The organism is Winogradskyella sp. HB-48, from assembly GCF_049942685.1.
Taxonomy (GTDB): domain Bacteria; phylum Bacteroidota; class Bacteroidia; order Flavobacteriales; family Flavobacteriaceae; genus Winogradskyella.
Genome location: NZ_CP187934.1, coordinates 998,273 through 1,018,430, shown reverse-complemented (window position 1 = coordinate 1,018,430; position 20,158 = coordinate 998,273). Strand labels below are relative to the sequence as shown.

15 protein-coding genes and 1 tRNA gene are annotated in these 20,158 nt (G+C 35.6%); 7 read left to right on the top strand and 9 right to left on the bottom strand.

Annotation, left to right across the window (positions count from 1 at the left end; all coding sequences use genetic code 11):
* Positions 1-49: 49 nt before the first annotated feature.
* On the bottom strand, positions 50-460 hold the full coding sequence (locus ACPX19_RS04535) for a BrxA/BrxB family bacilliredoxin (protein WP_426432429.1): 411 nt from the start codon (positions 458-460) through the stop codon (positions 50-52).
* Positions 461-577: 117 nt separating this feature from the next.
* Here ACPX19_RS04535 and ACPX19_RS04530 point away from each other — a divergent pair, with 117 nt between their 5' ends.
* Positions 578-1,372 (top strand): TerB family tellurite resistance protein, encoded by a 795-nt coding sequence (locus tag ACPX19_RS04530; RefSeq protein WP_426431757.1) that lies wholly within the window; start codon positions 578-580, stop codon positions 1,370-1,372.
* Here ACPX19_RS04530 and ACPX19_RS04525 read toward each other — a convergent pair.
* Positions 1,365-3,629, bottom strand: coding sequence for a TonB-dependent receptor (locus tag ACPX19_RS04525; RefSeq protein WP_426431755.1), 2,265 nt, complete (start codon positions 3,627-3,629; stop codon positions 1,365-1,367). The genes ACPX19_RS04530 and ACPX19_RS04525 overlap by 8 nt on opposite strands.
* 131 nt (positions 3,630-3,760) lie before the next feature.
* On the opposite strand from ACPX19_RS04525, the gene ACPX19_RS04520 reads away from it, so the two are divergent.
* Together ACPX19_RS04520 and ACPX19_RS04515 are read left to right on the top strand one after the other, a co-directional pair.
* Positions 3,761-4,417 (top strand): metal-dependent transcriptional regulator, encoded by a 657-nt coding sequence (locus ACPX19_RS04520; RefSeq protein ID WP_426431754.1) that lies wholly within the window; start codon positions 3,761-3,763, stop codon positions 4,415-4,417.
* A gap of 1 nt (position 4,418) precedes the next feature.
* Positions 4,419-5,243 (top strand): ZIP family metal transporter, encoded by an 825-nt coding sequence (locus tag ACPX19_RS04515; RefSeq protein WP_426431752.1) that lies wholly within the window; start codon positions 4,419-4,421, stop codon positions 5,241-5,243.
* 7 nt (positions 5,244-5,250) lie between these two features.
* Here ACPX19_RS04515 and ACPX19_RS04510 read toward each other — a convergent pair whose 3' ends face one another.
* The 6 genes from ACPX19_RS04510 to ACPX19_RS04485 all read right to left on the bottom strand — a co-directional run bounded on the left by ACPX19_RS04510 (position 5,251) and on the right by ACPX19_RS04485 (position 14,557).
* Positions 5,251-6,387 (bottom strand): efflux RND transporter periplasmic adaptor subunit, encoded by a 1,137-nt coding sequence (locus ACPX19_RS04510; protein ID WP_426431751.1) that lies wholly within the window; start codon positions 6,385-6,387, stop codon positions 5,251-5,253.
* A gap of 1 nt (position 6,388) precedes the next feature.
* Entirely contained in the window at positions 6,389-10,708 is a 4,320-nt protein-coding gene (locus ACPX19_RS04505; RefSeq protein WP_426431750.1) for a CusA/CzcA family heavy metal efflux RND transporter, read from the bottom strand.
* A 153-nt stretch (positions 10,709-10,861) separates the two neighbouring features.
* Entirely contained in the window at positions 10,862-11,260 is a 399-nt protein-coding gene (locus ACPX19_RS04500) for a hypothetical protein (protein ID WP_426431749.1), read from the bottom strand.
* A gap of 223 nt (positions 11,261-11,483) precedes the next feature.
* Positions 11,484-13,583, bottom strand: coding sequence for a ferrous iron transport protein B (gene feoB, locus ACPX19_RS04495; protein ID WP_426431747.1), 2,100 nt, complete (start codon positions 13,581-13,583; stop codon positions 11,484-11,486).
* Entirely contained in the window at positions 13,576-13,809 is a 234-nt protein-coding gene (locus tag ACPX19_RS04490) for a FeoA family protein (RefSeq protein WP_320554895.1), read from the bottom strand. Before ACPX19_RS04490 ends, feoB begins: the two co-directional genes overlap by 8 nt.
* Positions 13,810-13,882: 73 nt before the next feature.
* Entirely contained in the window at positions 13,883-14,557 is a 675-nt protein-coding gene (locus tag ACPX19_RS04485; RefSeq protein ID WP_320554758.1) for an SCO family protein, read from the bottom strand.
* Between the two features lie 193 nt (positions 14,558-14,750).
* On the opposite strand from ACPX19_RS04485, the gene rseP reads away from it, so the two are divergent.
* Positions 14,751-16,091 (top strand): RIP metalloprotease RseP, encoded by a 1,341-nt coding sequence (gene rseP / locus ACPX19_RS04480; protein ID WP_426431746.1) that lies wholly within the window; start codon positions 14,751-14,753, stop codon positions 16,089-16,091.
* Positions 16,092-16,164: 73 nt separating this feature from the next.
* A tRNA-Asn gene (locus tag ACPX19_RS04475) sits at positions 16,165-16,238 on the top strand.
* A 51-nt stretch (positions 16,239-16,289) separates the two neighbouring features.
* Here ACPX19_RS04475 and ACPX19_RS04470 read toward each other — a convergent pair.
* Positions 16,290-17,243, bottom strand: coding sequence for an NAD-dependent epimerase/dehydratase family protein (locus ACPX19_RS04470; protein WP_426431745.1), 954 nt, complete (start codon positions 17,241-17,243; stop codon positions 16,290-16,292).
* Positions 17,244-17,409: 166 nt separating this feature from the next.
* Here ACPX19_RS04470 and ACPX19_RS04465 point away from each other — a divergent pair, with 166 nt between their 5' ends.
* Positions 17,410-17,937 carry a hypothetical protein gene (locus ACPX19_RS04465; protein WP_426431744.1) on the top strand — a complete coding sequence of 176 codons (528 nt, stop codon included), beginning with the start codon at positions 17,410-17,412 and terminating at the stop codon, positions 17,935-17,937.
* A 99-nt stretch (positions 17,938-18,036) separates the two neighbouring features.
* Positions 18,037-20,103 (top strand): M13 family metallopeptidase, encoded by a 2,067-nt coding sequence (locus ACPX19_RS04460; RefSeq protein WP_426431742.1) that lies wholly within the window; start codon positions 18,037-18,039, stop codon positions 20,101-20,103.
* The last annotated feature ends 55 nt before the right edge of the window (positions 20,104-20,158 follow it).

The window sequence follows — 20,158 nt, the reverse complement described above, 5'->3', positions numbered from 1 at the left end:
AAAAAACCACGAATTAATTCGTGGTTTTTTGTAATTAAATTTTTGCTTACTAGCAATGCTCATTATAAGCATCCATAAGATTTTCTGCAATTAATTCTGCTGGTCTACCCTCAATATGGTGACGCTCTAGCATATGCACTAATTCACCATCCTTAAACAAGGCCATACTTGGAGAGCTTGGGGGAAACGGAATCATATATTCTCTGGCTTTTTCAGTTGCCTCTCTGTCAACACCTGCAAAAACGGTTACTAAATAATCCGGACGTTTAGCATTTTGCAAGCTCATGCGAGCACCAGGTCTTGCGTTTGCAGCTGCGCAGCCACAAACTGAGTTTACAACAACTAGTGTTGTTCCTTCTTTTGCTATGGCTTGGTCTACAGCTTCAGTTGTATGTAATTCTTCAAAACCAACATTGGTTAAATCTTCACGCATTGGTTTTACTAAGTCTGCTGGATACATAATCTGTTTTTTTATTTTCATTTTCGCAGTACAAAGATACCAAATGTGTAACAATTAATATTAGTAATACACTAACTAATAGTATATTTATGCATTCATAAAATCTATAGTTAGTATATGAGTTTTGCAAAATGGATAGGTGGTGCTATTGGCTGGTCTTTTGGCGGCCCTATTGGTGCTATAATTGGTGTGGCTTTAGGTAGTTTTATAGATAATTTGTCCGATAATGGTTCACCTCTTATTGGCGAGCGACAAACAGGTAGAAGTCGTAATCGTGACCCCTATCGTCAACGACCAAAACAAACCCGAAAAGATCAACGACCACAAACCCAGTCAGGAGATTTTGAGGTAAGCCTACTCATTTTAGCCTCTATTATTATTAAAGCTGATGGCAAACAAGATCAGCGTGAACTGGATTTTGTACGTCAGCAGTTTAGGAATATGTATGGTAAGGAACGTGCTAATCATGCCTTTGAGTTGTTTAAGCGTATTTCTAAACAAAACATTTCCATGCGCCAAGTGTGCTTTCAGATTAAGCAAATGATGGATCATGCTTCACGATTACAATTGCTTCATTTTTTATTCGGAATAGCAAAAGCGGATGGCCATGTTAACGAAAATGAAATAAAACAGATTTACACGATGTCTGGTTACTTGGGTATTAGTAAAAAAGACTTCGAAAGTATAAAAGCCATGTTCTACGACATGACGAATAATGCTTACAAAATTTTAGAAGTAGATAAAACAGCTTCAGACGATGCTGTTAAAACCGCTTACCGAAAAATGGCCAAGAAGTACCATCCAGATCGAGTAGGCCATTTAGGTAAAGAGCATCAAGAGGGTGCCGAAGAAAAATTTAGACAGGTGCAGGAAGCTTATGAGCATATTCAGAAAGAGAGAGGGTTTAAATAGATAAAATCCTTAACCCAACAAAAAATGTTCTAGGCATACCTGGTCCGTAAACGTAGTTACTGTCTCTGTTTTTGCCAGTGTCAAAATCATTTTGATAGGAATTAAATATGTTTTTGATGCCACCAAAAATTTCTAATGAAGTGTCAAGATTTTTGAGATTAAATTTATAACTACTTCTCCAACTAAATTCGTGAAAAGAAGGTGTGGTTTTGTATTCGTTAATCAGCTGTTCTGGAGCACCAGCAAAATGAGCAATTAGCATATCTCCTGTATAGACGTAATTAAGGTTGCTGTTAAATCTATCATTAGGCATAAAGCTTAAGGTTGCAAATCCATAATGATTAGGTGTTCTTAAGAATTCTCGCCTAGGACTTAAACCTTCAATGGTTTCTACAGCTGTATTAAATTCACTTTTTTGAATTGTGAAACCAGCTTCTAACTGCACTTTTTTGTTATAGTTTGCTCTAGCTTCAAATGTGATGCCTTGTACAACTGCTGCATCGCCATTTTGCTTTTCAAAAAGCTGCCCAAACTCATCTTCACCAATTGGGTTAAGGTAAAAGGCATCATCGAGTTTGGTGTAAAATCCTTCAAGCGTAAAACCAGCAATAAACTTTTTGCTTGATTTGTCGTAATTAATTGAGGCGCTAAAACTATTAGAGCGTTCTTGTGTTAAATCATCGTCTAAAGCGATTCTAGAGACACCTCCACCTGCAAAGGCAATATGCAAATCGGTATCAAAAGCTTGTGGCGCTCTAAAACCTGTACTCCAAGTAGCTCTTAATTGTACGTTAGACTCAGATTTGTACAGCAACGAAAACCTTGGACTAAAGATTAAATCATCAACTAAATTATTGCTGTCTACTCTAAAACCAGAAAGCAGATTTAGCTTTGGTGTTATTTCCCAATCACTTTGAAAAAATGTACCCAAATTTTTTGTGGTTTGGTCAATTTTATAATTGTATGAGTCTATCACATCTAATACATCATCTACTAAATACTCTGTACCAATAGTAAGCACATTAGTGCCATTTAAAAAGTTTTTCAACCTATGGTTTAATTGAATTCCACCTTGCAAAGTCACAGTTTTTGAAGTTCCGTAGGGCGGGTTAGAAATATGTGCATCAATTTCGGTTTCATCATCCGGAAAAATACCTGTATAATGGTCTCTGTCTGTTTGCTGAGAACCAAAATAAGATATAAAGGAGCTGTCGTCATTGTTGAAATTTAGTTGATAATCTAGACTACCCATAAGTACATTGTGGGTTCTTTCTTCTGCTTGTTGGGTTAAATATGCTGGTTGGTCTACCATTTCACCACCATAACGATACTCGTTTAGTTTACTAAAACTAGCTTCAAGCTTTTGATTTTCTGATGGTAAGAAGAAGAAATTTGCTCCTAAGGACGTATTTTTCAATGTGGTTAATTCCGAAAAATTATCATCATTCTGATCGTAAAAATCGCGATTACGATTGTTTATAAACAATGACACACCAGCATTTTCAGATTTTGATACAACGGTCGCATTACCAGATACAATGTGGTCATCCGTCTTTCCATTAATGTTCTGGTAGGTATAGCTTACATCAAAATTATTGGTTTTAGGGACTTTGGTAATCACATTAACTACACCACCAATAGCACTAGAGCCATAAAGCGATGAGCCTCCACCTCTTATGGTTTCTATACGCTCTATCATATTTACAGGAATTTGCTCTAATCCATAAAGACCTGTTAAAGGACTGAAAATAGGTCTGCCGTTAATTAAAATTTGAGAATAGCCTCCACCTAGTCCGTTTATTCTTAGTTGCGTATAATTACAGGTCTGACAATCGGTTTCTACTCTTAATCCAGGCTGAAATTTTAAGCCTTCAGAAAGATTACAAGCCTGCAATGTGTTTAAACTTTCGCTGTTTAGAATATTTACAATAACAGCAGAATTTGTTTTGCGTTTAAAAGTTCGGGTACCTGTAACAACAACTTCATCTAACGACTCAGTTTCAAGATCGAAATTTAATGTTGAGTTTTCTTCAATTTTAATGGTCTTACGTTGGGTAATGTAACCAGCCACTGAGACGACAATGGTGTAAGTGTTTGATGGAATATCCTTAATTTCAAAATATCCGTTAGCATCAGTGTTTGTACCATAAGAAGTAGTTTCTAAATAAACATTAGCATAGGTAATGGGCTCATTATCAGATGTTACTTTTCCTGTTATCGTAAATGAAGTTTGACCATTTACAAGTTGGTGAGCCATAAGAAAAACCATTATTATTCGATACATCACGATACATTTTGAAGCAAAGGTAAAATAAAATTTAGACAAGACTAAAAAATTATTTACTTAAACAAAATAAAGTTATATTTGTAGAAAGTTTTTATAACCATATGATTACCTTATCAGAAGAAAACTACCTTAAGACAATATACCATCTAGAGAACCTTGAGGGAAGTGCTGTTAGTACTAATGCTATAGCCGAAAAGATTGAAACTAAAGCATCTTCGGTTACGGATATGGTTAAAAAATTAGCAGATAAAGATTTTGTAAACTACAAGAAGTATCAGGGTGTTAGCTTAACTAAAAAAGGAAAAAATACAGCCTTAAATATTATTAGAAAACACCGGCTTTGGGAAGTATTTCTTGTAGATAAATTAAATTTTTCTTGGGATGAGGTTCACGATGTTGCTGAACAGCTAGAGCACATTAAATCCCCAAAGCTTATAGATGAGTTAGATGCTTTTTTAGAGTACCCTACATATGATCCACATGGTGACCCTATACCTGATAAAGACGGTAATTTTTCGAAATCAGATAAAGTTAAATTATCTAAAGTAAGCTTGCTTACCGATTGCAAATTTGTTGGTGTAAATGATTCATCTTCAGATTTTTTGAAGTATTTGGATAAAAATAAGATTGCTTTAGGGTGCCAAATAAAGGTTTTAGCTAGAGAATCTTTTGATGAGTCTATGACCATTTTAGTTGAGGACACCGAGCTTAATATATCAAAAACAGTTTCCAATAACTTATTTGTAAAAACGATTTAGTATGATACAAGATGTTGTTCAATATTTTGAAACTATAGATCCGGTATTAGGTGCATTATATGCATCATTGTTTACATGGATTGTTACAGCAGCAGGTGCATCACTAGTGTTCTTTTTTAAAGGAATGAATAGAGCACTTTTAGATGGTATGTTAGGGTTTACAGGCGGAGTTATGGTGGCAGCCAGTTTTTGGAGTTTATTGGCACCAGGAATAGAAATGAGTAAAGGAGAGGGTTTTGTAAAAGTAATTCCGGCAGTGGTTGGATTTTCATTAGGTGCACTCTTCATTTTTGCGTTAGATAAGTTGTTACCTCATCTGCATATCAATTTTAAAGAGGACGAAAAAGAAGGGGTTAAAACCCCATGGAGACGAACTACGCTTTTGGTTTTGGCAATAGCCTTACATAACATACCAGAGGGATTAGCCGTTGGTGTGTTGTTTGGTGGTGTAGCAGCTGGTATACCAGAAGCTACTATTGGAGGTGCAGTAGCTTTAGCCTTGGGGATTGGTATTCAAAATTTCCCTGAAGGATTAGCGGTTTCTATGCCCTTAAGACGTCATGGTGTTAGCAAATTCAAGAGTTTTTGGTATGGTCAAATGTCTGCAATTGTAGAGCCTGTTGCCGCTGTTTGTGGGGCAATTGCAGTTACGTTTTTTCAGCCTATTTTACCTTATGCTTTAGCCTTTGCTGCAGGCGCTATGATTTTTGTGGTAGTTGAAGAAGTCATACCAGAAACCCAACGCGATAAATACACAGATTTGGCTACCTTAGGTTTTATAGGTGGCTTTATTATAATGATGACCTTAGACGTAGGTCTTGGTTAAGTATAAACTATTCTTCCGATGATTCTTCCAACAGCATGCCAATACCTTTAACTAATATTTGTTTGTTTTGTAAAGTTTTAGGATTTAAAATTTCTGTAGCATTTTCGTCTTGTTGTCCTATATTAACTTTTAGCTTTTTAAATTGATAGCCATCAGTAGATGTTTCATCTAAAACAAGTACATAATTGTTTTTGTTTTCACTTATAATAGCCTCGTTTGGTAAACCAACGCCTGTTCTACTATGTGTAATGATCTTGGCTTCAACGAACATGCCTACTATGAAATTCGCTAAATCTTTATCTACATGTCCATGCACTTTAACACGTCTTGTGGTTTCATCAATCGTTGTGCCTACTAAATGTACTTCAGCTTCAAATATTTTTTCTGACGCTTCAGGGATTTTGAATTCTATATTTTGCCCTTTTTTAATATGCATGATATCTTTCTCAAAAACCGATAATTCCAAATGAATATGGTCAATATCCACAATTTCTAAGATCACATCGTTTGGCGCAACATAAGCACCATTACTTACATTTACTTTGGTTACATTTCCATTTATGGGTGCATATAAATTAACAGTTGAGGTGATTTGTCCTTGTTCTACAGCATTTGGACTAATATTCATCATCTGTAGTTTTTTCTTTAGTCCGTTGTAAGTAGCCAAACTACTTTTGTAAGTGCTTTGGGCTTTAAGGTAGTTTTTCTCTGATGTTATTTCTTCATCAAACAATGTCTTTTGTCTGTCAAATTCAGCTTTTAGATAATTGAGTTGCGATGCTACTTCTAAATAGTTTTGTTGAATTTCTACATACTCAGGATTTTGCAAACTCACTAAAAGTTGTCCTTTTTTAACCTTGTCACCCACTAAAAGAGGTGTGTTTGTAATATATCCACCAATAAATGTTGAGATAATCGACTTGTTTTTTGGTGGTACGTCTATCATTCCGGTAACGGCAATTCCTGTTGAAAAATCTAGTATTTTTAAAGTGTCTAAAACCATGTTTTCACTTTCAAATTGAGCTTTAGTTACTGTTATAACATTGCTGTTGTTTGTTGTATTTTCAACTGTTTCTGTGTTGTTTTCTTTATTTCCGCAGGCTAAAAATATAAGCGAAAACAGAAGTATATATGTGTTTTTCATTTTAATAGATATTTAATGTCAAGTGGTTAATTTGTATTACGGTTTGATTGTAAGCGTTTAAATTTTCTAGATAGGATAATTCAATGTCACTAGCGTTTTCAAGACTTTGTATGTACTGAAAAAAGTCAATCTCACCTTCTTTAAAAGACCGGTTTGCTGTTTTTACAATCTGATTTTTTAAATCATTACCTTCATTTTTATAATAATTAACAGCCTCTTCATATTGTTCTAATGTGGCCAAAAGTGTTTGATACCTTGCATTGAGCTTTAGCTTAAAGTCCTCATGCTGTTCATAAATAATGTCTTTAGCAATTTTTTGAGCTTTTATTTTTGTTGCATTACCTGAAAACAATAACGGAATTTTCAATCCGATTTGATAACCTCTTAGATTGGTATTCAGTTGGTCGTTAGTACCTTGAAAGTACTCTAAACTTATATCGGGTAACAAGTTTTGTTTTTCTTGTTGATAGAGGGCGTTTTGATAGTCTTTCGCCTGTTCAAAATACTGTAGCCCTAAATTATTTTGGGTTGATACAGTTTTGAGTTCTAATTGCTCTAGCGGTTGATCAATAATATCGAGACTATCAATTTGTACCACACTTTTTAATTGCTCTTTGGAAAAGGCAACTTCTTTTAGGGCTTGTTTATAAAGTGTTTGTAACTGTTTTTGTTTGGACTTGGCGGTAATCATTTCTAAATAATTGGTTTCGCCAAGCTCAAAACGACGCTCGGATTTATTCGCAAAATCCTGATATAAGCTATCCAAGTATTTGTAAGTTTTAGCCTTGCTATTAGCATAAGATAATTGATAATAGTTCGAATAAACCGCTTGTTGTAACTGTTTATAGGTCAGGTTATAACGGGTTTCCTCCAAACTTGCCTTGGCCTTGTTTGCCTTTTTTTCAGCAAAGTAAACGGTTGGAAATTTAAAATCTTGGGCAACACCAAAAACCTTAATAGGTTGATTATTAACAGCCAGGTTATTTTCATCGTAACTGTAATAGATTGAAGTCTTGTCAAAGCTAAAGGCACTGCCTATTAAAGCGTTACTTTCCTCCACTTTAAGATGGGATGCTTTTAAACCGGCATTGTTTTCTAATGCTAATGCTAATGTTTTTTCAATAGTTAATTTTTCTTGTGTATTAGCATTCATCATAAAAAATAAACTAATACCTGTGATGATTGCAGTTTTATTCATTTTTATTTCTTTCTTATTTTCAAACCATGCATATAAAACAGGAAGAACAATTAAGGTTAGCACAGTTGCAGTCACTAATCCACCAATCACGACAGTGGCTAGTGGACGCTGTACTTCAGCACCAGCATTAGTCGAAACTGCCATAGGTAAAAACCCTAAAGCTGCCGCTGCTGCGGTTAACAATACGGGACGTAAACGTTCAGCCGTTCCTAGTTTTATTCGTTCTTCAATATCATTCATACCATGCTCTTTTAGTTCTTTAAAATGCTCTATGAGGACAATGCCATTAAGTACGGCAATACCAAATAGTGCAATAAAACCAACACCTGCCGAGATACTAAATGGTAAATCCCTTAACCATAACAATAATACTCCACCAACGGCTGATAAAGGAATCGCAGAATACACCAATAAAGCTTCTTTAGCCGAACCAAATGCAAAATAGAGTAGCAAAAATATTAAGGCTAAGGCAATTGGTACAGCGATCATTAAACGTGCTTTGGCGCTTTGTAAATTTTCAAATTGTCCGCCATAAGTCACATTATAACCAACAGGTAATTTTAGTTGACTGTCAAGAATGGCTCTTACATCATCTACCACAGATTGTAAATCGCGATTACGAACATTTATACCAACTACAATGCGACGTTTGGTGTCGTCCCTTGAAATTTTGGCCGGACCTGTGGTGTATGTAATTTCGGCTAATTCACTTAATGGAATTTTTGTGCCATTGGGTGTGTCAATGTATAGATTTTGAAGGCTGGTTAGGTTTTTTCGATGGTTTTGGTCTAAACGCATCACGAGATCAAAACGTTTTTCCCCTTCAAAAACGTGTCCAACAGTGCCGCCAGCGAATCCCATTGAAATAACTTGATTGATATCGGAAATATTGAGGCCATAACGTGCAATTTTACTTCGGTTAAAGGCCACACTCATTTGTGGTAAACCTTCTACCTTTTCAATAATAATATCTGAAGCCCCTTCAACATTTTTAATCAACTCTTTGACTTCATCTGCCTTATTGGCTAAAACGGACAAATCTTCACCAAAAATTTTAATAGCCACATCGGCTCTAACACCAGTAATTAGCTCGTTAAAACGCATCTCGATAGGCTGTGTAAACTCAACTTCCATACCAGGAATTATGCTAAGCGCTTCCTTAAATTTATCAGCTAACTCGTCTTTACTTTCGGCGCTTACCCATTCGTCTTTGGGTTTCAGTTTTATGATCACGTCGCTTTCTTCCATGGACATTGGGTCTGTTGGCACTTCAGCAGCACCAATGCGACTTACGACTTGATCGACTTCAGGAAAGTTGTCAAGTAGTATTTTTTCGATTTTTGTGGTAATCTCAATAGTTTTTCCAAGTGATGTTCCTGTTTTTAAAACGGGTTGAATCACGAAGTCACCTTCATCTAAAGTTGGTACAAATTCACCACCCATTTTACTAAATAAAAAGATGCTGATAGCTAGTAAAATTCCGGCTAAACTCACCACAATTTTTTTGTATTGTAACGCCCAATGAATAGATGGTTTATACCACGAATTGAGCACTTTCATTAGTTTGACAGAAATATTTTTATCACTTGGAGGTTGAGGTTTTAAAAATAATGATGATACTACAGGAACGTAAGTTAAACACAGTAACATGGCACCAATTAAGGCAAAGCTAAAGGTCAATGCCATTGGTCTAAACATTTTGCCTTCTACACCACTTAACGATAAAATGGGGATAAAAACAATTAAAATGATTAATTGTCCAAAAATGGCAGAATTCATCATTTTTGAGGCGCTTTTTAATGTAATTTGATCAATTTCGGACTGTTTTTCCTCTTTTTTGAGTGATTTTAGTTTTTCACTTTGGGTAACAATCCTAAAAGCAATAAACTCTACAATTATTACTGCACCATCAATAATAATTCCAAAATCTATAGCGCCGAGACTCATTAAATTGGCATCTACACCAAAGATATTCATCAGTGAAATGGCAAATAACAAACTCAAAGGAATAACAGATGCAACTACCAAACCAGATCGTAAATTACCAAGTAGTAAAACCACAACAAATATTACAATAAGCGATCCTAAAATGAGATTTTCTGATACCGTAAATGTGGTTTTGCCAATAAGTTCGCTACGTTCTAAAAATCCGTTGATATAAACCCCTTCTGGGAGGCTTTTTTGTATGTTTTTTACACGTTCTTTTACGGCATCGATAATGGCTTTAGAGTTACCGTCTTTAAGCATCATAATTTGCCCAAGCACTTTTTCGCCTTCACCATTTCCGGTTATTGCCCCAAAGCGTGTGGCGCTACCAAAACCAACTTTAGCAACATCTTTTATATAGATTGGCACACCTTCGTTTTTAACAACGATTTGCTCTATATCGTCAAGACTTTTTACTAAACCTTCTCCACGAATAAAATAGGCTTGATTTGTTTTTTCGATATATCCGCCACCAGCAACACTATTGTTTTTTTCTAAGGCATCGTAAATTTCGGATACCGTAATATTCATGGCATTTAACTTGTTTGGATTTATGGCAACTTCGTATTGTTTTAAAAATCCGCCCCAAGTATTCACTTCAACAACACCAGGAATACCTGATAGTTGGCGTCTTACAATCCAATCTTGTATGGTTCGTAGTTCAGTTGTTGAGTATTTGTCTTTGAATTCGGGTTTTACATCTAAAATGTATTGGTAAATTTCGCCCAACCCAGTGGTGATTGGTCCCATTTCTGGTGAACCAAAACCGTCTGGGATTTTCTCTGAAGCCGATTTTATTTTTTCGGCAATAAGCTGCCTAGGCAGATAGGTGCCTAAATCGTCTTCGAAAACGATAGTCACTACAGAAAGACCGAATTTTGAAACCGATCTGATTTCTTCTACACCAGGTAAGTTTGCCATTTCTAGCTCAACGGGATAGGTGATAAATTGCTCAACATCTTGAGTTGATAAGTTACGTGATGTCGTAATCACTTGCACTTGATTATTGGTAATATCTGGTACAGCTCCAATAGGAATTTGGGTTAAAGAGAAAATTCCGAAACCAATAATAAATGCTGTAAAAAGGAAAATGAGAAGCTTATTGTTTAAGCTCGCTTTTATGATTTTTTCTAACATAATTCATTTGTGAACTTTGATAATTATGACTGTTAGCAGAAATTCTACCATTAATAAATCGAGATTTTTTATCGATTATTAAGGCTCATTTCCTAATAACAATCTTGAAAAAGTATCTGTTTATGATATTTAAAACAGACAAAATAGAATGAATTATGTGTTCCGAGGAGGTTGAAGAAGTTCTTCCTTGTTTAGTAAGGAGTATAGATTAGAATAATGAAAGACGGCTTTAGAACCCACTGGTGCATCAACCTGGTTTGAAGCTTCAAATTCTGTTGACTCAAGAACTGCTAAAATCACGAGGCTGTGTCCTTGACATTGAAATGGTAACTTTTCATGGTCACTTTGTTCTTCCTTGTGGTTTGTACTGTGTTCAGCCTTTAAACCTCCATAATGCTTCGAAAGAAAGACAAAAAAATTATCGCCATATTCTTGTTTATGAAACTGGGCATGCTCAAAGAGCTCATCCAATTGCATAAGGTCTTCCATACCTATTTGAAAACTTTGAATAAGTATTAGACCCGAGAATAATATTGTAATTAATCTGCTCACTTAGACAAAGTTAGAAAAATTAACTAAAGTTGTAAGTATTTAACAAAGAATTAATGGATGTATGTCTCAGTGATACAAAAAAAGCTTAATGACATCCACAACTATCTGAATCACAGGATTTACCAGATGTTTTTTTTGGATTGTATATAAATTTCTTGAACAAAAATCCAACAGCAAAGATTAATGCTGTAAAAACGAGAATATTTTGAATTAATGTGTTCATTTATATTAAAATCTGGTAAGCAATTAAAGCTACAATGTACGCAAAACTACTCATAACAACAAGTTGATACAAAGGCCATTTCCATGAATTGGTCTCGCGCTTAACGATGGCCAAGGTGCTCATACATTGCATGGCAAAAGCATAGAATAATAATAAGGAAATACCAGAGGCAAAATTAAAAAGTGGTCCGCCTAAAATAGGGTTGACCTCTCCTGCCATTCTGTTTTTTATGGTTTCTTCCTCATCACTGCCCACACTATATATCGTGGCTAGCGTTCCAACAAATACTTCACGTGCTGCAAAAGAGGATACTATGGCAATACCAATTTTCCAATCGTAACCTAGAGGCCTAATCGCTGGTTCTATAGCTCTACCAGTAATACCAATAAATGAATGCTCTAGTTTGTGAGACGCAATTTTTTGCTGTAATTCGTCATCGGAAAGATTATCGGAAGCATATTGTTCAGTTACTATTTGTTCGGCATTATTAAAGTCTTCACCTGGACCATAAGATGCTAAAAACCATAGTACAATGGAAATTGCTAAAATGATTTTACCAGCACCAAAAACAAAAGCTTTTGTTTTTTCCAATACGGTAAGCGCTACATTTTTGAATAAGGGAACTTTGTAATTGGGCATTTCAACCACAAAAAAGGATTTACTTCTGATTTTTAAAATTTTATTCAATATCCATGCAGATCCAACAGCAGCACCAAAACCAATAAGGTAGAGTAACATTAAGGTTAGTGCTTGATAGCTTAATCCTAGAAATCGACCTTCTGGAATAACTAATGCAATGATGATGAGATAAACGGGCAGTCTGGCAGAACAGGTTGTGAATGGTGTAACCAAAATCGTAATAAGTCGCTCTTTCCAACTTTCAATATTGCGAGTGGCCATAACAGCTGGAATGGCGCAAGCGGTACCAGAAATTAATGGCACAACACTTTTTCCACTCAACCCAAAACGACGCATTATACGATCCATCAAGAAAACCACACGGCTCATGTAACCGCTTTCTTCTAAAATGGAAATAAAAAGAAATAAAAAGGCTATTTGAGGTATAAATATCACAATGCCGCCCAATCCAGGTATGATGCCTTCAGCTAATAAATTTGTAAACGCACCTTGGGGCAAAACACTTTTGGTCCATTCGCTTAGAGAAGCAAATGTACTATCTATAAAATCCATTGGGACACTAGACCAATCATAAATCGCCTGAAAAATAGTTAGTAAAATGATGCCAAATATAAGATAGCCCCAAACTTTGTGTGTTAGAATCCTATCGAGTTTTATTCTCAAATCTTTAGCAGATTTTAAATCGATAGTTTGTCCTCTCTTTAGCGTATCATTGATAAACTGATATCGTTTTATCGTTTCTTTTTGTTGAAGCCTCTTAAGATCGGCTTTGGATTTGGTTTTAAAATTAGAAACGTCTTCAATTGTTTTTCTATCGGTCTTTCCGAAGTTGACGTCTTGTGTAATAACCAACCATAATTTGTATAGTAACTGATTTGGGAAAGCTTTTCTAAGATTGTCAAAATACTCTTGGTCAATAGAAGACGCATGCATACAAGGACGTGTTGAAAGCTCTTTGTAATTGGCAATTAATTCTTTTAAATCTGTAATGCCCGTATTTTTTCTTGTACTAATTAATGCAATCTTGGTTTCAAGCGATTGCTCTAAATAGTCTATATCCAAAGAGATGCCTTTATAGGTCATTCGATCAGACATGTTAATCACTAGAATAGTTGGAATTTCAAGATCCTTTATCTGAGTGAATAAGAGAAGATTGCGCTTTAGATTTTCAACATCACTGATTACAACGGCAACATCCGGAAAATCCTTATCATTTTTATTAAGTAGTAACTCAATAACAACATTTTCATCTAATGAAGAAGCATTGAGGCTATACGTACCTGGCAAATCTATTATATGGGCTTTAACACCTCGAGGTAGCTTACAAATACCTTCTTTCTTTTCTACAGTAATACCAGGATAGTTACCTACTTTTTGATTCAATCCCGTTAAGGCATTAAATACTGAAGTTTTTCCAGTATTTGGGTTTCCGATCAGTGCAACGTTGATTTGTTTAGCCATTTACAATGTCTATTACGATATGAATTGCAGTCTCTTTTCTTATGGCGAGATGCGTACCATTAATATTAAGGTACATAGGGTCTGCGAAAGGGGCTACTTGAACCAACTCAACTGAATTGCCTGGCAAACACCCCATTTCTAGTAGTTTTAAAGGGATATGAATTGAAGAAACATCTTTGATGATGCCTTGTTCTCCGCGTTTTAAGTCTGCTAGTGTCAAGCTTATCCTTATTTAGATTGAATTTAAAGAATCAAAAATAGGGTAAAATTTCTAGCGATTAAAACGCTTTTAGAAAAATTTAGTCTTCTTGTTTTAAGATTTTAATGTCTTCGAGAATCTTTTCAATATCTTCGGGATTAGTTCCATCATAAAATCCTCTAATCTGACGGTTTTTATCTATAAGCATAAAGTTTTCGGTATGGATCATATCATACTCATCACCATTACCATCCGTTTTTACTGCCAAATAACTTTTTCTGGCTAACTCATAGATCTGTTTTTTGTCACCCGTAACCAAATTCCATTTACGGTCAATAACCCCTTTTTCTTTGGCATACTTTTTAAGTTGGGCAACGCTGTCAATTTTTGGCGTTACTGAGTGTGATAGTAGCATTACCTCATCATCACTAATAATTTCCTTTTGGATCTGATACATATGATCTGTCATAATAGGGCAAATCGTTTGGCAAGTCGTAAAAAAGAAATCGGCAACATAAATTTTGTCCTTGTAGGTGTCTTGTGTTACAATTTCTCCATTTTGATTGACTAGGCTAAAGTCTGCAATCTTATGATATTTTGCTTGGTGTTGTATGGAGCTGTCAACTAATTCTTCACTCACCATTGCAGGTTGATATATTGGTAAAGGAGGTTGAACGTTTAAGATATTATAGATAACGGCTAGGATAATTAAGGACAATACTGTGAAGAAAATACCAAACTTCTTGTACTCTTTAAAAAATGACAAAAATGACATACTAAAACCTTCAAAAGTTAAGAATGGCAAAGGTACGACTCGAGTTAATTTACTAGAACATTTTTAACAAAAATATACTACTGGTTTAGAGGGATTTATAAATCCATGTTAAAAATAATCGTATTGAAAATACATTTATTTTCTAAATGCCTTGAAAACATTACTTTTGCAAACGAAATTTGAAAACGACTACATGGAATTTATAATTAAGATATCCCAATTTTTATTGAGTTTATCACTCTTAATCGTGCTGCACGAGTTGGGCCACTTTATACCTGCAAAACTTTTTAAAACAAAAGTTGAAAAGTTTTACCTCTTCTTTGATGTAAAGTATTCGCTATTTAAAAAGAAAATAGGGGAGACGGTTTACGGTATAGGTTGGCTACCGTTGGGAGGTTATGTGAAGATAGCCGGAATGATTGATGAGAGTATGGACAAGGAGCAAATGGCACAACCACCAAAACCTTGGGAATTCCGCTCAAAGCCAGCTTGGCAACGTTTAATTATTATGTTAGGCGGTGTAACGGTGAATTTTATATTAGCGTATTTTATCTATGTATTTGCATCCTTTGTGTTTGGGGATTCTGATATCAAAATCGATAGTCTAAAAGGTGGTTACCAAATCGAAAACCAGGTGCTTTTAGATGCTGGTTTCAAAACTGGAGATAAAGTCCTAGCAATAAATGACCAAGGCATTGAAAAGGATTCTGAAATAGGCCAATACATTATTGGGGCAGAACAAATAACGGTTGAAAGAGACGGCCAAAAAAAGGTTATTGATCTTCCGGAAAATTTTTTAGGACAATTATCAGATGAGGGAAGTAAAAACCTTTTCAAATACCGTTATCCTTTTATTGTAGAATCAGTACCAGATTCATCCCTTAACAAGTCTGTAGATCTAAAGCAAGGTGATGTGTTTATAGCGGTGAATGGGGAACCTTTAGAGTACTTCGATCAATATGAAGAGGTCTTAAAAACATATAAGGGACAAACAATTTCAGTAGATATTCTAAGGGGAGACCAAAAAATCACCAGGGATTTAAAGGTTAATGAGAACGGGAAGTTGAATATTTTTAGATTAATAGATGGCAGCCGATTTGTAGATTTGGGTTATTATGAGATAACAAGAAGAGAATATTCCTTTGGTGAGAGTTGGGCAGCAGGTGCTACAAAATTTACCTCGACGATTTCTAATTATTTCTCTCAGTTAAAGGCCATTTTTAATCCAAAAACGGAAGCTTATAAAGGCCTTGGTGGCTTTAAAGCTATTTACGACATATTTCCAGATTTTTGGAGTTGGGAGGCTTTTTGGAAATTAACAGCGTTTTTGTCTATAATGTTAGCCGTACTGAATTTGTTGCCTATTCCAGCATTAGACGGAGGGCATGTCATGTTCTTATTATACGAAATGATTTCTGGTCGAAAGCCAAGCGAGAAGTTTTTAGAGCGCGCACAAATTGTTGGGTTCTTTATTCTTATAGCCTTGGTATTATTCGCCAATGGGAATGATATTTTTAAAGCGATAACACGCTAAAAAAATTAAGGTTTCATATTGTAGAGATTAAAAAATAATTTATATTTGCGCTCGCTAAAGCGAAAAAACACCTTCCTCAGTAGCTCAGTTGGTTAGAGCATCTGACTGTTAATCAGAGGGTCACTGGTTCGAGCCCAGTCTGAGGAGCAAAAAAAGCCTGATAATTTTATCAGGCTTTTTTGTTGACGTTAGTTTATTTTAAGAATTATACTTCGTTTTCAGTTCTTTCAGCATCACTTCTGTCATGGCATCCAAATCAAAGTGGTGTTTCCAGTTCCAATCTTGTCGAGCTTGTGAGTCGTCAATAGACGATGGCCAACTATCGGCAATGGCTTGTCTGAAATCGGGTTTGTAGGTAATTTTAAATTCTGGGATGTGACGTTTGATGCTTTCAGAAATTTCTTTTGGCGTAAATGAAATGGCCGAAAGATTATACGAAGACCTAATTGTTAAATCGTCTGCAGGTGCTTGCATTAAGTCTATGGTTGCTTTTATAGCATCATCCATAAACATCATAGGTAAACTTGTGTTTTCAGATAAGAAGCATTCATATTCACCTGTTTTAATGGCTTCGTGATAAATTTCCACCGCATAATCGGTCGTACCACCACCAGGCATCGCTTTATGACTAATAATGCCTGGATAACGAATACTCCGAACATCAACATCATATTTTTTGTGGTAGTATTCGCACCAACGTTCACCAACCTGTTTGGTAATGCCATATACTGTTGTTGGTTCACATATCGTGTGCTGCGGAGTATGGTCTCTCGGTGTCGTTGGTCCAAATACGGCAATGCTGCTAGGCCAATAGACTTTTTTAATGGTTCCTCCTTTGGCTAAGTTAAGCACATGAAAAAGTGAATTCATGTTCAAATCCCATGCTTCCATCGGATATTTTTCACCTGTGGCGCTCAAAAGTGCTGCCATGAGATAGACGGTATCTATATTGTGATGCTTGCAACAATCTTTAATAGCATTGAAGTTTTTAGCATCAATAATTTCAAAGGGTCCTGAATTAACTAAATCTAATTTCCTAGTGTTGATGTCGCTGGCTATAACGTTATTTACACCGTGTATTTCTCTCAGTTTGGTGGTAAGTTCTGTGCCTATTTGTCCACAAGCACCAATAATTAAAATTTTAGAAGGCATAGCTGTAATTAAAGTATTCTCAAAAATAGAAAGAATTTAGATGTTCAATCATTAAAATTTTCAAAAAAAAGCGCTTTTAAGTAATAACTTGATAATCTACATTTTAAGAATATACTATGATTTCAAAATAATAGTTTAAGTATCTTTACAGCAAACTATGGACTTTATGAGAATCCGATTTTACCTATATAACATAAGTTTTCTGCTGCTCATAAACTGCGGTGATGATAAGCCTTCTTCAGAAATTAAAACCGAAGAAACTAAAAGTCAGCAACCCGTGATCACAGCTAAAGCAATAGAAGATTTTAAGTACACGGACTATGCCTTGAGTTCTAGAGGTGAAACTATTGTTGCTGATTGGGAAAAATATAAGGAGTTAGCGATTCAGGTGGATTATCTAAAAAAAGCTGACCTATCTTTTTTTAATGGTGATAAATCCTTATTGAAAGGTTTTATCGATACCTTAAAGTTGAACATACCAGATACGCTTAAAACAAATCCAATAATTTCGAGAACGGCAATTATTGAAACCTCGGTTTTAAGACTGAACGAAAATCTTACACTCGATAATATAGACCACCAACTTAAGCTTGAAAGTGTTAAAGAAGTTTTAGTCGCATTTTCTAACCTAAATTATCAAATCAATAAGAAGTTAGAACGCGATTTATATGAGAAAATAAAGTCAGAATTTTAGGTCTTAATCTTTCATAAAGTTTTGTTATGTTGTAACATTTTTATGATTTTAAGGTCTTATAACTAACTACGTTTAATTCGAATTAACTAAAATCACATTATGAGAACCAATCTAAGTCGCGCACTAGCGATATCAGGTTTGGCTATCTTTACCGTATTAGGATGTAAAGAAGAGGCCAAGAAAGACACTGCCATGGCAGACGAAAAAATCCCAGGGATTATTCTGGAAAATATGGACACATCCGTTAGTCCAAAAGACGATTTTTATAAGTATGTTAACGGAAAATGGTTAGAAACCAATACCATTCCAGATGATGAAACACGTTGGGGTGGATTTGGGGTTTTGCGTAAATCGACCAGACAAGATGTACTAGACATTCTAAATACCTCTAAGGAGCTAGGGACTTACAAAGAAGGCTCTGACCAACAGAAAGCCTTATTGATTTTTGAATCTGAGCTTGATACTATTGCACGAAATGAGGCAGGCATAAAACCATTGCAACCATTACTGGATAAAATAGATGGTATTAAAAACCTCAATGACATGCAAACAGTATATGCTTCAACTCTAGGAGTTGGTGCGCCTTTTGCAGGTATCGGAGCGAATCCAGATTTAAATGACAGTAGCATGAATACCGCTTGGTTATATCCAGCAGGTTTAGGATTACAACGCGATTATTATTTAGATCAGGATGAAAAGACCAAGGAAATTAGAGGTCAGTATGTAGACCACGTAGCCAGAATGTTGCAGTTTATAAACTATTCTGAAGCGGATGCTAAAGCTGCTGCTGAGAAAATCTTGGCTATGGAAACCCAACTTGCGGAGCCTCGCTTAGATAAAGTAGCTAGCCGAGATATCAGAAACTTTAACAATCCAACATCTGTTGCTGACCTTCAAGAGATGACTCCATCAATCAACTGGGAAAAGTTTATGGATGATATGGGTATTGAAAAGGATATAGATACCTTATTGGTTATGCAACCAAACTATATGAAAGCATTGGATGCCTTTCTAAAGTCAACCTCCATTGAAGATATTAAAACCTTGATGGACTGGAGCACTCTTAATGGAGCCGCAGGCTATTTAACCACAGAAATTGAAAAAGCCAACTGGGAATTTTACGGAAAGACTTTAAATGGTTCTAAAGCCATGCGCCCTGCAGATGAACGTGCCCTTGGAACTGTAGATGGTAGCGTCGGTGAAGCTGTTGGTCAATTGTATGTACAGGCTAAATTTCCACCAGAGGCTAAGGAAAAAGCTGAAAAAATGATAAAAAATGTTATTAAAGCCTTCCAGAATAGAATTACCAATTTAGATTGGATGAGTGAAGAAACTAAAAAGAAAGCCATTGAAAAACTGGATAAATTCACGGTTAAAATTGCCTATCCTGATGAATGGGAAGATTACTCGGAACTTCAAGTTAAAGAGGGTAATTCTTATGCCGAAAATATGTTGGCTGTAGGAGCATGGTCTCAACAGAAAAACTTAAGCGAAATTAATGAGCCAGTAGATAAAAAGGAATGGGGAATGCCACCGCAGATGGTCAATGCGTACTTTAATCCTTTAAATAATGAGATTGTGTTTCCTGCCGCTATACTGCAACCTCCATTTTATAATTATACTGCTGATGAAGCCGTTAATTATGGTGGTATAGGTGCTGTAATTGGTCATGAAATATCCCATGCGTTTGACGATTCTGGTGCACGTTTTGATGCCAATGGTAATGTGAACAACTGGTGGACTCCAGAAGATTTAGAAGAGTTTGAAAAAAGAGGGAAAGCCTTAGCAGACCAATACTCAGCTATTGAAGTTTTAGATAGCGTTTATGTAAACGGCCCTTTTACCTTAGGTGAAAATATTGGTGACTTAGGTGGTGTGCTTGGGGCTTATGATGGGTTACAACTCTATTTTGAAGAAAATGGAAGACCAGAAAACATTGATGGGTTTACACCTGAGCAACGTTTCTTTATGTCTTGGGCAACAGTCTGGAGAACACTTATCAGAGATGAAGCTTTAAGAACACAGATTAATACCGATCCGCATTCGCCAGGTCATATTAGAGCAACACAACCTTTAAAGAATATTGATGCCTTCTATGAAGCCTTCGATATTAAAGAAGGTGATGCCATGTATTTACCTCCAGAAGAGCGTGTAAGAATTTGGTAAGTCTAGACCTTAATCAAAAATAAAAAAGCTGCCAAAGGGCAGCTTTTTTATTTAT